At 71.1% G+C, this 11,617-nt stretch carries 13 protein-coding genes and 1 pseudogene; 9 read left to right on the plus strand and 5 right to left on the minus strand.

Annotated features, from left to right (window positions below; translation table 11 throughout):
* The 5 genes and pseudogenes from AB0I77_RS13480 to AB0I77_RS13500 form a co-directional block, all read left to right on the plus strand.
* A pseudogene (locus AB0I77_RS13480) lies at window positions 1-455 on the plus strand (ATP-binding protein); the annotation flags it as partial.
* Window positions 456-503: 48 nt separating this feature from the next.
* The gene (locus AB0I77_RS13485; protein WP_363282732.1) at window positions 504-932 is read left to right on the plus strand and encodes a roadblock/LC7 domain-containing protein; all 429 of its coding nucleotides are present in this window, start codon (window positions 504-506) and stop codon (window positions 930-932) included.
* Between the two features lie 2 nt (window positions 933-934).
* On the plus strand, window positions 935-1,312 hold the full coding sequence (locus tag AB0I77_RS13490; RefSeq protein WP_363282651.1) for a DUF742 domain-containing protein: 378 nt from the start codon (window positions 935-937) through the stop codon (window positions 1,310-1,312).
* Complete coding sequence (locus AB0I77_RS13495) at window positions 1,290-1,892, plus strand: ATP/GTP-binding protein (protein ID WP_363282652.1); 603 nt, start codon at window positions 1,290-1,292, stop codon at window positions 1,890-1,892. The genes AB0I77_RS13490 and AB0I77_RS13495 overlap by 23 nt, the downstream gene beginning before the upstream one ends.
* 31 nt (window positions 1,893-1,923) lie before the next feature.
* Window positions 1,924-2,520 (plus strand): GAF domain-containing protein, encoded by a 597-nt coding sequence (locus AB0I77_RS13500; protein WP_363282653.1) that lies wholly within the window; start codon window positions 1,924-1,926, stop codon window positions 2,518-2,520.
* Window positions 2,521-2,655: 135 nt separating this feature from the next.
* Here the strand turns inward: AB0I77_RS13500 and AB0I77_RS13505 are convergent, their stop codons facing one another.
* Window positions 2,656-3,891, minus strand: coding sequence for an acyl-CoA dehydrogenase family protein (locus AB0I77_RS13505; RefSeq protein ID WP_363282654.1), 1,236 nt, complete (start codon window positions 3,889-3,891; stop codon window positions 2,656-2,658).
* 459 nt (window positions 3,892-4,350) lie between these two features.
* On the opposite strand from AB0I77_RS13505, the gene AB0I77_RS13510 reads away from it, so the two are divergent.
* Together AB0I77_RS13510 and AB0I77_RS13515 are read left to right on the plus strand one after the other, a co-directional pair.
* On the plus strand, window positions 4,351-5,103 hold the full coding sequence (locus AB0I77_RS13510; RefSeq protein ID WP_363282655.1) for a MerR family transcriptional regulator: 753 nt from the start codon (window positions 4,351-4,353) through the stop codon (window positions 5,101-5,103).
* On the plus strand, window positions 5,100-5,714 hold the full coding sequence (locus AB0I77_RS13515) for a hypothetical protein (protein WP_363282656.1): 615 nt from the start codon (window positions 5,100-5,102) through the stop codon (window positions 5,712-5,714). Before AB0I77_RS13510 ends, AB0I77_RS13515 begins: the two co-directional genes overlap by 4 nt.
* On the opposite strand, the gene AB0I77_RS13520 is transcribed toward AB0I77_RS13515, so the two are convergent.
* Complete coding sequence (locus tag AB0I77_RS13520) at window positions 5,665-7,107, minus strand: RNB domain-containing ribonuclease (RefSeq protein WP_363282657.1); 1,443 nt, start codon at window positions 7,105-7,107, stop codon at window positions 5,665-5,667. The genes AB0I77_RS13515 and AB0I77_RS13520 overlap by 50 nt on opposite strands.
* Before the next feature lie 75 nt (window positions 7,108-7,182).
* Here AB0I77_RS13520 and yaaA point away from each other — a divergent pair, with 75 nt between their 5' ends.
* Together yaaA and eda are read left to right on the plus strand one after the other, a co-directional pair.
* Entirely contained in the window at window positions 7,183-7,977 is a 795-nt protein-coding gene (yaaA, locus tag AB0I77_RS13525) for a peroxide stress protein YaaA (RefSeq protein ID WP_363282658.1), read from the plus strand.
* A gap of 75 nt (window positions 7,978-8,052) precedes the next feature.
* Complete coding sequence (gene eda, locus AB0I77_RS13530; RefSeq protein WP_363282659.1) at window positions 8,053-8,673, plus strand: bifunctional 4-hydroxy-2-oxoglutarate aldolase/2-dehydro-3-deoxy-phosphogluconate aldolase; 621 nt, start codon at window positions 8,053-8,055, stop codon at window positions 8,671-8,673.
* 6 nt (window positions 8,674-8,679) lie between these two features.
* Here eda and AB0I77_RS13535 read toward each other — a convergent pair whose 3' ends face one another.
* Genes AB0I77_RS13535 through AB0I77_RS13545 form a run of 3 tightly spaced genes read right to left on the minus strand, consistent with a single transcriptional unit; the run spans window position 8,680 to window position 11,510 of the window.
* Window positions 8,680-9,864: a bifunctional RNase H/acid phosphatase gene (locus tag AB0I77_RS13535; protein ID WP_363282660.1), complete on the minus strand. Its 1,185-nt coding sequence runs from the start codon at window positions 9,862-9,864 to the stop codon at window positions 8,680-8,682.
* A 12-nt stretch (window positions 9,865-9,876) separates the two neighbouring features.
* Window positions 9,877-10,620, minus strand: coding sequence for a C4-type zinc ribbon domain-containing protein (locus AB0I77_RS13540; protein ID WP_363282733.1), 744 nt, complete (start codon window positions 10,618-10,620; stop codon window positions 9,877-9,879).
* Window positions 10,617-11,510, minus strand: coding sequence for a Nif3-like dinuclear metal center hexameric protein (locus AB0I77_RS13545; protein ID WP_363282661.1), 894 nt, complete (start codon window positions 11,508-11,510; stop codon window positions 10,617-10,619). Before AB0I77_RS13545 ends, AB0I77_RS13540 begins: the two co-directional genes overlap by 4 nt.
* Between the last annotated feature and the right edge of the window lie 107 nt (window positions 11,511-11,617).

Below are 11,617 nucleotides of genomic sequence, written 5' to 3' on the forward strand. Positions count from 1 at the left end.
ACTCGGCCCAGGCGCCAGCCGGCATGCCCCAGTCGGCCCAGACAGCCACCGGCATTCCCCAGTCGGCCCAGGTCGCCTCGGCGCAACAGTCGGCCATGCAGGCGTCCCCCGCCCGGCCGACGCCCCCGCCGCCGTCGTCGCGGCAGCCGTTGCCGCCGGTCAATACCGCCGCCGCGCCGATGCCCCCACAGCAGCAGCACGCCCGGGGCGCGGGAGCCGCGGCACCGCGGGACGGCGAGTCCGCGTACGGCGGGGCTCCGCGGGACGAGCGGCCACCGCTGCCGCAGCGCAACGCGCAGGAGCACCTGGTGCCAGAGCTTCGGAACAGTCCTGCCCCTCGTAGGTCCGCGGATGAAGAGGTGGAGCACGATCCCGGGCTGATGGCCACGTTCCGGCGCGGATTCAGCCTCGCCGACCACGAGTCCGACGAGCCCCCGACCAACAGCTCTCGCTGACCGCAGGCCCCGTATTTGCAGCAAGGAGAAGACGCCACCGTGAGCGACATGCATGCCGGCCAGCCGAAGAATCTCGACTGGCTTCTGGCCGGACTCGTCCAGAGGGTCCCCTACACCCGCAGCGCCCTGCTGCTGTCCTCCGACGGACTCGCGAAGGCCTATGACGGATTCGAGACCACGACCGACGCGGACCACCTGGCCGCCCTCGCGTCCGGTCTCCACTCGCTCGCCCGCAGCGCCGGCGTGCAGTTCGCCGAGGGAGCGGACGTGCGGCAGGTGGTGGTGGAGCTGGACACCGCCCTGATGTTCGTGTGCGCGGCGGGCTCCGGCGCCTGTCTCGCTGTCCTGGCCGACCGGCAGGCCGACGCGGCCGTGCTCGGCTACGAGATGGCCATGCTGGTCAAGAGTGTCCGGCCGTACCTCGCCACGCCGGCCCGACAGCAGACAGCCGGCGCGGCGATGGATCCGGGACGCTGAGGATGTCGGACACCGAGGACGAGGCGTGGCTCGACGAAGATGCCGGGCGGCTGGTGCGTCCGTACACCATCAGTAACGGGCGCACCCGACCCTCGGCGCATTTCGACCTCCTCACTCTCGTGATGGCCACGGGCACCCGGCCCCAGACCTACCTCGGCCCCGACTACGACCGAGTCCTCGCTCTGTGCGACGGACCCATCACGGTTGCCGAGCTGGCCGCTCACCTGCGGTTGCCGGCCGTCATCACCAAAGTCCTGCTGTCCGACCTCGTGACGTACCAGGCACTCACCGCGCGGGCGCCCAATGCCCTCGAGGCAACCTCCCCGACCGACCGAAACCTCCTGGAGGCGGTGCTGCATGGTCTCAGCAAGCGGCTCTGACCCCTTCCCCACCGCCCTGAAGATCCTCGTCGCCGGAGGCTTCGGGGTCGGCAAGACCACCTTCGTCGGAGCGGTCAGTGAGATCGAACCGCTCAGCACCGAGGAGCTGCTGACCCAGGTCAGCGCCCGCACGGACAGCCTGGTCGGCGTCGAGGACAAGTCGACCACCACCGTGGCGATGGACTTCGGCCGCATCTCCCTGGACCGGAACCACGTCCTGTACCTGTTCGGCACGCCCGGGCAGGAGCGGTTCTGGTTCATGTGGGACGAGCTGTCCAACGGGGCGCTGGGCGCCGTGGTTCTCGCGGACACCCGCCGACTGGAGCACTGCTTCGCCGCCGTCGACTTCTTCGAACGGCGCGGCATCCGCTTCATCGTGGCCGTCAACGAGTTCGACGGTGCCTATGGCTACAGCTCCGAAGAGGTTCGCGCGGCCCTCGGTCTCAGACCCGACGTACCCGTCGTGATGTGCGACGCGCGGCAGTGCAACTCCGGAACCCGCGTGTTGATCGCCCTAGTACAGCACCTGCTCACCTCGACTCCCGGCGCATCGCCCGCGGAGCTTGACTCGTTGCGCTGAGGTCCGCTCACCGCAACTGATTGGAGCCTGCATGTCAGCCCCGGTTCCCCACAGCCAGCCCTCGTACGACCCGACCGGCCATCTGCTGCTGACCCCCGAGGACCGCGACGCACCCGCCCGGGTGGCCCGGCTGCGCGAACTCGGCATCGGGGACGCCCCCGTCCCGGCATTCGACGAGTTCGCCCGCAACCTGGCACAGATCACCGGCGCACCCTTCTCGATGGTCAACTTCATCGACGAGAACCGCCAGTACTTCGCCGGCCTCTACGCCGCCGGTCGGCCGGGGGTGCAACTGGAGGCGGTACCGCAGCAGCAACAGGTCGGCCGGACGATGACGCGTGATCAGGGTTACTGCCCGCACGTCGTCGTGCGCAAGAAGGCGCTGGTGCTGGAGGACGTCTGCGACTATCCGCGGTTCGCCGGGAATCCGGTCGTGGACGAGATCGGTATCCGCTCGTACATGGGCGCCCCGCTGATCGACTGGAAGACGGGCATGGCGCTGGGGACGATCTGCGTGGTGGACACGGACACTCACCCCTGGGGACGGGAGGGCCTGGCGACCATCAAGTCGATGGCGCAGCAACTGGTCGACCGGATCCACACCATGGAGGAACGGGGCGAGCTCTGAGCGGCGTACGGGCGGCCTGAGGCGGCCGGGCCGGCACCGGCCTCCGTTCCCGCGCGGGACCACTGAGCGGATACGGCGAATACGGCGGATACGGGAGCCGTGGGCACGACACTGTGTCCGTGGCTCCCCCGTGGCTCAGCCCACGTGGCCTGCCGGCTCCAGCTGCTCTTCCCGACGCGGCGGCTCCGCGGTCCGTACGAGATCGGCCAGGCGCTCGGACCACTGGCCCTTGGCCGTGCCGAGCGCGACCTCCCCGAGCCGCAGCAGCTGGATGTCGGAGGTGCCGGCGGGTGCGTAGATGTGATGGGCGTCGCGCAGATAACGCTCCATCGGGCGGTCGGTGAACAGGCCGCTCGCGGCGTGGATCTCCATCCCGTCGCGGGCCGAGTCGACGGACGTCTCGACGTTGAGCAGTTTGGCGTTCATCAGCTCCGCGTCGCACGGCAGTCCCTGGTCGAGCAGGTGGACGGCATGGTAGGCGGACAACCGGGCCGTCATCAGCCGTGACTTCATCCTGCCCAGCTTCAGCTTGACGCTGGCGAGTTCGCCCAGCGGTGCGCCGTACCGCTCACGCTCGATGCACAGGGCGGTCGTCTCCTCGAAGACGGCCTGGTGGATACCCAGGGAGACCGCGGTCAGGTTGGGCCGGCCGTAGAGAATGCTCGAGGAGTAGGCGACGGCCAGGCCCTGGCCCTCGGCGCCGAGCAGATTCGCCGCCGGTACCCGGCAGTTGTCGAAGATCAGCTCACCGAAACTGAAGCCGTGCAGGCCCATGGCGGGCCGCAGTTCGCCGAGCGAGAAGCCGGGGCGGTCGGCCTCGACGAGGAAGGCGGACAGTCCCTTCGATCCCTCACCCGTACGCACGACCACGCCGTGCAGGTCTCCGACGTGACTGTTGCCGACGAAGACCTTGCGGCCGTTGAGGACGTACTCGTCGCCGTCGCGGACGGCGGTGCTGCCCATCCCCAGGACGTGTCCGCCCGACTCCGGTTCGGTGACCGCGATCGTCGGCAGACAGTCGCCCGCGGCGATACGCGGCAGCCAGGACGCCTGCTGCTGCCTGCTGCCGAAGTGAATGATCTTGGCGACACCGAGCTGGGAGGCCTGCACCATGGCCCCCATGGCCCCGCTGACGCGGGCAAGTTCCTCAATGATGATCGTCTTGGCCAGGTGCCCGGCCCCCATCCCGCCGTACTCCTTGGAGATGGTCACGCCGATCCAGCCCTGCCGGGCGATGAGCCTGGACAGCTCATGGGCCACGGTGCGGGAAGTCTCCATCTCCGCTATCCGCGGACGCACCTCTCGCTCTGCGAACTCACGCACCCTGCGACGCAGGTCCTCGTGCCACGCGCTGCCGAAGTAGCGTTCCACAACCCCTCCTACAACTGCCCCCAGGTCCGTTCGGATCCGGGGGTCATTCATCGGGCAGTGGTTCCTCGCCCCCGCGTGACCACCCGGAATAGTGTCCACTTATCGATCCATCTCGGCCAAGATCACCTTACAAGCTTGACCGAAAGACGACCACTTGCATCTCGCCTCAAACGTGCGATAAGGAATGGGACTTGCTCTCATTCAGGCACGCTACGGAGAGAAACCGATCGGGCCCAAACAAGTTCCGTCCAATTCGGTCACAGGTGCACTAATCTGACAATTTATCGGCATGCAGACAGGGATACATATCGACAACCAGCCACATTGTGGCTGGCTGATAAAGGGCCCTTCACGGAACTGCCACAACGACCTCACCGTCAAAGTTCGGCCATGGTCACCAAGGGCCCATCGGCACTGGCCGCTTGACCCTGCCGCAGCGTCAGCGTCTGTACTGGCCCCATGAGGATCGGAGAACTCGCCACGGCCGTCGGCGTCACCACGCGGACCGTGCGGCACTACCACCACCTGGGCCTGCTGCCGGAGCCCGAACGCCTCTCGAACGGCTACCGCGACTACACGCTGCGGCACGCCGTCGTCCTCGCCCGGATCCGTCGGCTGACCGAGCTGGGCCTCGGCCTCGCGGAGGTGCGGGACGTGCTCGCCGAGGACGCCGGCAAGGATCTCGTCGAGGTCCTCACCGAGCTCGACGAGGATCTCGCCCGGCAGGAGGCGGCGATCCGGGAGCAGCGAGCCCGGCTGCGCGGTCTCCTCCAGCAGGGCGCGCTGCCGGCCGAGGGGCCGGTCTCGCCGGAGCTCGCGGCGCTGTTCAGCGAGGTGGGGCACGTCTCCGACTCGCCGATGGCGGCCAAGGACCGCGAGATCCTCGCGCTGATCGACACCTCGGCGACCCCGGAGGCCCGGGAGCAGCTGATCGGACTGCTGGGCAGCACTTTCACCACCCCCGAAGGGGTGGAGCGGGCCCGTGCCGCCTACGCGCTGCTCGACGCACTCGCCGACGCCGACCCGTCCGACCCCCGCGTGGACGAGGCCGCCCGCGCCCTCGTCGACTGCCTGCCCGCCGAGCTGCTTCCGGAGGCCGACATCGATCACGACGACAGCTTTCTCCGGGCCTTCTACGCGGACTTCGCGCCCGCGCAGGCCGAGGCGATCCGCCGCACGCTGCGGCTCCTGACCGAGGGCAGGAACCGATGAGGACCGCGCGCGTGCTCGTCCGGCACGAGCTGAGGATGCTCATGAGTCTTGTCCTGTGGGCGGCGAGAAGGACCCACGGCACCGCCGACGGCGGGCGGGCTTTCGGGTACGCCCGCGGGCAGGGCGCGATGATGTTCGGGTTCGCGTTCGTGTGTGTGGTCGAGACGCTGACTATGTCCGTGCTGCTGCGCGACTACCCGGCCGTGCACCGGGTGTGGCTCGCCCTGGACGTGTACACCATCGTGTTGGTCGTCGGGATGCACGCGGCGAACGTGGTCCGGCCGCATGTGCTCGACGCCGGCTCGCTGCGGATCCGCCGGGGCGTGCACGTGGATCTGCGCATCCCCCTGGAGAAGATCTCGGACGTACGCCGTGAGTTGCGGGCCACCCACCAGCGGGCCGCCGGCGAACTCGACCTCGCCGTGGGCGCGCAGACCTCCGTCACCCTCGAACTCACCGAACCCGTACCGCACTTGACCTTCCTCGGCCGCCGCCGGGACATCCACCTCGTCCGCCTCCATGTCGAGAACGCCGAGGGTGCGGACGACCTCGTCCGCGCGATCAGGCAGGCGCGAAGCGCACGGTCGCCGCTTCCGGATCGGCCCGCGTGAGCCGCACCCGCAGCCGCTCCCCCAGCGGCAGGTGCTCGCCCTCGATCCGCCCGATGACCGCCGGGGACTCCACCTGCACGGTCCCCACGGTGGGCCGCCGCTCCTCCACGTCCACCACGCACCCGTCGAACAGCTCGCCCACCCGGTGCTCGAGCAGCGCGGCCTCGACGATGTCGACGCAGCCGCGCTCCACGGCGCCCGCACGCCGGTTGCCCGCGGCCATCTCCCCGGGCAGCGCGTCGAGCGCGGCGAGCACCCAGTCCGGCGGGGCCTGTTCGGCGGCGGCCGCGAGGCAGAGTTCCGAGGTGTAGCGGTCGACGAGGCGGCGCAGCGGGGCCGTGCAGTGGGCGTACGGGGCGGCGACGGCGGCGTGTGTGGTGATGTCCGGCAGGACTCCGCCCCGGAAGACCGTGTAGCCGGCGCCGCGCAGGAGCGTCGTGCACTCCTGGAGGAAGGCCGCGTGGTGCGGGCGGTGGGGGTCGAGGGAGCGGATGAGCCTGTCGTACGAGACGTGGTGCGGCCAGTCGATGTGCAGGGCGTGCGCGGTACGGCGCAGCCGGCCCACGGCGCCGTCGGGGGCGGCGGGGAGGGTGCGCAGCACTCCCGTGCCGTACGCGATCATCAGGTCCGCCGCCGCCATGCCGGTGAGCAGGGAGATCTGCGCGTTCCAGCCGTCGGCGGGAAGCGGGGCGCGGTAGGTCAGCTCGTACGTGTGGTCCCGGTCGACGATCTCCTGCTCGGGCACGCTGAGTGAGATCCCGCCGCGCCCGACCTCCAGCGCCTCCCGGAGCTCGCCGATCTCCTTCAGCAGCGCGAGCGGCTCCTCGGCGGTGCCGGAGTCGATCCGCTTCTGAACGCCCGCGTAGTCGAGCTTGGCCCGGCTGCGGACGAGGGCCCGGCGGACGTCGACGGCGAGCGTACGGCCGTCCGCGTCGAGGTCGATCGTCCACAGGACCGCCGGGCGGATCTGGTCCGGGAGCAGACTGGCGGCGCCCTCGCCGAGCGGCGCGGGGTGCAGCGGGATCCGCTCGTCGGGGAAGTAGAGGGTGGTCACCCGCCGGTGCGCCTCCGCGTCCAGGGCCTTGCCGGGTACGACGAACGCGGCGACGTCGGCGATGGCGTACCGGACGCGGTAGCCGGTGCCCTGCCGGGACAGGTGCATCGCCTGGTCCAGGTCCATGGAGGCGAGCGGATCGATGGTGAAGAAGGGGATGCCGGTGGCGTCCTCGACTGGCCGTACGGGTGCCTTCGCCGCCACCCCCTCCCCCATGGCCTCGGCGAGCACGGCCGGCGGAAAGTTCTCGGGCACGCCGAGTTCGGTGCGCAGCGCGGTGAGGGCGGCCCGGAGGGGGGCTTCGGGGGCGCCGATCACGCGGATGTGGCGGCGGGGCATACAGCGAGCGTAGGTCGCGGGCGCCCTGGTGGCACGCCGTACGCTGGCGCAGAGCTCAACAGAAGGAGATCCTCCGTGCTTGTCCTGCTGCCGCCTTCCGAAGGCAAGGCCTCCTCCGGCCGCGGCGCCCCGCTGAAGCTGGAGTCGCTGTCGTTGCCGGGACTCACCGAGGCCCGCGAGAGAGTCCTCGGCGAGCTGGTCGAGTTGTGCGCCGGCGACGAGGACAAGGCGCGCGAGGTGCTCGGGCTGAGCGAGGGACTGCGGGGCGAGGTCGCGAAGAACGCGAACCTGCGGACGGCCGGCGCGCGGCCCGCCGGGGAGACCTACACGGGTGTGCTGTACGACGCCCTCGACCTGGCCTCCCTCGACCCGGCCGCGAAGAGGCGTGCCGCCCGCTCGCTGCTTGTCTTCTCGGGCCTGTGGGGCGCGGTCCGGGTGACCGACAAGATCCCCTCCTACCGCTGCTCGATGGGCGTGAGGCTGCCCGGTCTCGGGGCGCTGGGCACCCACTGGCGTACGCCGATGGCGTCCGCGCTTCCCGAGGCGGCGGGGGCGGGGCTGGTGCTGGACCTGCGGTCCTCGGCGTACGCGGCCGCGTGGAAGCCGAAGGGCGAGATCGCCGGGCGGACGGCGAGCGTGCGGGTGCTGCACGCGCCGACCCGGAAGGTGGTCAGCCACTTCAACAAGGCGACGAAGGGGAAGATCGTCCGCAGTCTGCTGTCGGCCGGGGCAGCTCCCAAGGGCCCGGCGGAGCTGGTGGAGGCGCTGCGGGACCTTGGGTACGTGGTGGAGGTGGAGCCTCCGGAAGGGGCGAAGGCGGGGGCGGGGACGGCCTGGACGCTGGATGTGCTGGTGAACGAGGTCCACTGACCCGACCCCTCTGAGTACATTGCAGTATGTGCAACGCTCTTTGCGCATACTGCTGCCGCGGGGCACGATATGGCCATGCCCGTCTCCGTACTGGACCTCGCCCCCGTCCTTCCCGTGGTGGTCGTCGAGGACGCCGCCGACGCCGTACCGCTCGCCCGCGCGCTGGTCGCCGGCGGGCTGCCCGCGATCGAGGTGACGCTGCGGACGCCGGCCGCGCTGGACGTGATCCGCGCGATCGCCGCCGAGGTGCCCGAGGCCGTGGTCGGCGCGGGCACGGTGATCACACCGGCTCAGGTGGCTCAGTCGGTGGCGGCCGGGGCGCGCTTTCTGGTCAGCCCCGGCTGGACGGACGTACTGCTGGCCGCGATGCGGGAGTCGGGGGTGCCGTTCCTGCCGGGGGTGTCCACCGTCTCGGAAGTCGTGGCGCTCCTCGAGCGCGGGGTGCGGGAGATGAAGTTCTTCCCGGCGCGGGCGGCGGGCGGCACGGCGTATCTGAAGTCGCTGGCCGGGCCGCTGCCGCAGGCGCGGTTCTGCCCGACCGGAGGCATCGGCCTCGCCGACGCGCCCGAGTACCTGGCGCTCCCCAACGTCGGCTGCGTGGGCGGGACCTGGATCGTGCCCGCGGATGCCGTCGCCGCCGGGGACTGGGGCCGCGTCGAGACGCTGGCGCGGGAGGCGGCCGCGCTTGCCGAGTGAGGTCGGTCAGCGCAGGTGCGAGGTGTCGTTCAGCAGCCGGACGCTCGCGTTGCCGTCCGCGTAGTACGCCACCACCGACAGCGATGCCGCCGACAGCTCCATGCGGAACAGCGACTCGGGCGGGGCGCCGAGGGCGAGCCGTACGAACGTCTTGATCGGGGTGACGTGGGTGACGAGCAGCACCGTGTGCCCCGCGTACGCGGCGACCAGCTTGTCGCGGGTGGCGGCGATGCGGGCGGCCGTGGCCACGAAGCTCTCGCCGCCGCCGGTGGGCTGGGCATCCGGGTCGGCCAGCCACGTACTCATATCGTCCGGGTACCGCTCCCGTACCTCGCCGAAGGTGAGGCCTTCCCAGGCGCCGAAGTCGGTCTCGCGCAGCCCCTCGTCGATGCTCACGTCGAGACCGAGCCGGGCGGCGACGGTCCCGGCGGTCTCGCGGGTCCGGGCGAGGGGCGACGACACGATGGCCTGAATCGTCCCGCGCCGGGCCAGGGCAGCCGCTGCCCGCTCGGCCTGCTCCCGCCCGGCGTCGGAGAGGGAGGGGTCGGTGCCGCCGCTCCCGGAGAACCGTTTCTGAGGCGTCAGCGGCGTCTCCCCGTGCCGGAGGAGTACGAAGGTCGCGGGCGCCCCCATGTCGGCGGGAGCCCAGCCGGGGGCGGGGGTGGCTACGGTGCGGGCGGCATGTACGTCGGCTTCGGACTTCTTCGCGAGGGGCTCCGCCACCGAGCTCGCGGCGGACGCGTCCAGCTCCGCCGTGGACGCCGACGCCGACCACCGCTCGCCCCGCTTCCCCGCGTCCATCGCCTCGTTGGCCAGGCGGTCGGCGTGCTTGTTCCGCTCCCTCGGGATCCACTCGTAGGTCACCTGGGGAGCCGGGAACACCCGTGCCGCCTCCGCCGCCAGGGGCTTCATGTCGGGGTGCTTGATCTTCCAGCGGCCCGTCATCTGCTCGACCACGAGCTTGGAGTCCATGCGGACGTGGATGCGCGCCGAAGGGTCCAGTTCGTGCGCGGCGCGCAGGCCGGCCAGCAGGCCCCGGTACTCGGCCACGTTGTTCGTGGCGATGCCGAGGTACTCCGCTGCCTCGGCCAGGGTCTGTCCCGTCGCCGCGTCGAGCACCACTGATCCGTAGCCCGCGGGCCCCGGGTTGCCCCGTGACCCGCCGTCGGCCTCGACGATGAACTCCCGCACGCCGTGCGCCCCTTACAGACCGGACTCGGAGGTGCGCACCAGGATGCGGCGGCAGTTCTCGCAACGGACGACCGTGTCGGGCGCGGCCGCGCGGACCTCGTTGTAGTCGGTGATCGACAGCTCCTGGCGGCAGCCCTGGCAGGTGCGCTGGTACAGCTTGGCCGCACCGACGCCGCCCTGCTGCGCGCGCAGCTTGTCGTAGAGCTTCAGGAGGTCCGCCGGGATCACGCCGGAGATGACCTCGCGCTCCTTCGTCGCCGAGGCGACCTCGGCGTCGATCTCCTCGAAGGCCGCGTCCCGGCGGGCGGTCGCGTCGTCGATCTTCGACTGCACGGAGCTGACCCGCTCGGTCAGTTCGGCGCCCCGCTCCTGCGCGGACTCGCGGCGCTCCATGATCTCCAGGACGATGTCCTCCAGGTCGCCCTGCCGCTTGGCGAGCGAGGCGATCTCGCGCTGGAGGTTCTCCAGGTCCTTCGGGGAGGTGACGGCCCCGGAGTCCAGGCGCTGCTGGTCGCGGGCGGCACGCTGGCGCACCTGGTCCACGTCCTGCTCGGCCTTGGTCTGCTCGCGGGCGGTGTCGCTCTCCTCGGTCTGCGCGGCCACGAGGAGGTCACGCAGCTGAGTCAGATCCTTGGTCAGGGAGTCGATCTCGGCGTGCTCGGGCAGGGACCTCCGCTTGTGGGCCAGCTGCTGGAGGCGGACGTCGATGTCCTGGACGTCGAGAAGTCGGATCTGGTCGGCGGGCGCGGCGTTCAGTTGGGGGCTCCCATTGAGCTAGAGGTGATCGGCGTGGACGCCGCGTGGGCGGTCCAGGGGTCGGTGACCGTCGTGGAGACGTGGACCCTCAGGTCCCATCCCTCCCGGTCGGAGATCTCGTCGAGCTGGGCGGCGGCCAGCTCGCACCAGGGCCATTCGGTGGCCCAGTGCGCCGCGTCGAGCAGCGCGAGGGGGCTGTGGGCGTCGTCGCGGGGGCTGCTGTGGGCGCGGTCCGCCAGGAACTCCGACGCCGGGTGGTGGCGCAGGTCCGCGGTGAGGAAGGCGTCGACACCGGCCGCGCGGACGTCGTCGAAGAGGCTGTCGCCCGAGCCGCCGCTGACGGCGACCGTGCGCACGACCGCCTCGGGGTCGCCCGCCACCCGGATGCCCTGCGCGGTCGCGGGCAGCCGTTCGGCGGCGCGGGCGGCGAGTTCGCGGACGCTCACCGGGTGGTCCAGTTCGCAGACCCGGCCCAGTCCCCGGCGGCCGGACGGATCCGTCGCGTCCGGCACCAGCGGTCCTACGACCCGCAGGTCCAGCGCCCCGGCCAGCGCGTCGCTGACGCCCGGGTCGGCGGTGTCCGCGTTGGTGTGGGCCACGTGCAGCGCGACGTCGTGCTTGATCAGGGTGTGCACCACGCGGCCCTTGAAGGTGGAGGCCGCGACCGTCGTCGTACCGCGAAGGTAGAGAGGGTGGTGGGTGACCAGCAGATCGGCGCCCAGCTTCACCGCCTCGTCGACGATCTCCTGGACCGGGTCGACGGCGAACAGGACCCGGGTGACCTCCTGCTCGGGGTCGCCCACGACGGTGCCGACCGCGTCCCAGGACTCGGCCCGCGCGGCGGGCCACAGGTTCTCCAGCGCGGTGATGACTTCAGACAGACGGGGCACGTACAAAAGGCTACCTGGCTGCTGTGTCCCGCTGAACCGGTGTCGCCGCCCTCCGTCCCGGCCAGCACATTCGCCCCGGTTCCCTCAGGCGAATCGTTCCTGGGCCA

This window comes from Streptomyces sp. NPDC050619, from assembly GCF_040654815.1.
Taxonomy (GTDB): Bacteria; Actinomycetota; Actinomycetes; order Streptomycetales; family Streptomycetaceae; genus Streptomyces.

Bases quoted from the DNA above. Each gene is read 5' to 3' on its own strand.
- AB0I77_RS13490 (WP_363282651.1), top strand. From the start codon at position 935: ATGTCGGACACCGAGGACGAGGCGTGGCTCGACGAAGATGCCGGGCGG.
- AB0I77_RS13510 (WP_363282655.1), top strand. From the start codon at position 4,351: ATGAGGATCGGAGAACTCGCCACGGCCGTCGGCGTCACCACGCGGACC.
- AB0I77_RS13515 (WP_363282656.1), top strand. From the start codon at position 5,100: ATGAGGACCGCGCGCGTGCTCGTCCGGCACGAGCTGAGGATGCTCATG.
- AB0I77_RS13485 (WP_363282732.1), top strand. From the start codon at position 504: ATGCATGCCGGCCAGCCGAAGAATCTCGACTGGCTTCTGGCCGGACTC.
- AB0I77_RS13520 (WP_363282657.1), bottom strand. From the start codon at position 7,107: ATGCCCCGCCGCCACATCCGCGTGATCGGCGCCCCCGAAGCCCCCCTC.
- AB0I77_RS13500 (WP_363282653.1), top strand. From the start codon at position 1,924: ATGTCAGCCCCGGTTCCCCACAGCCAGCCCTCGTACGACCCGACCGGC.
- eda (WP_363282659.1), top strand. From the start codon at position 8,053: ATGCCCGTCTCCGTACTGGACCTCGCCCCCGTCCTTCCCGTGGTGGTC.
- AB0I77_RS13495 (WP_363282652.1), top strand. From the start codon at position 1,290: ATGGTCTCAGCAAGCGGCTCTGACCCCTTCCCCACCGCCCTGAAGATC.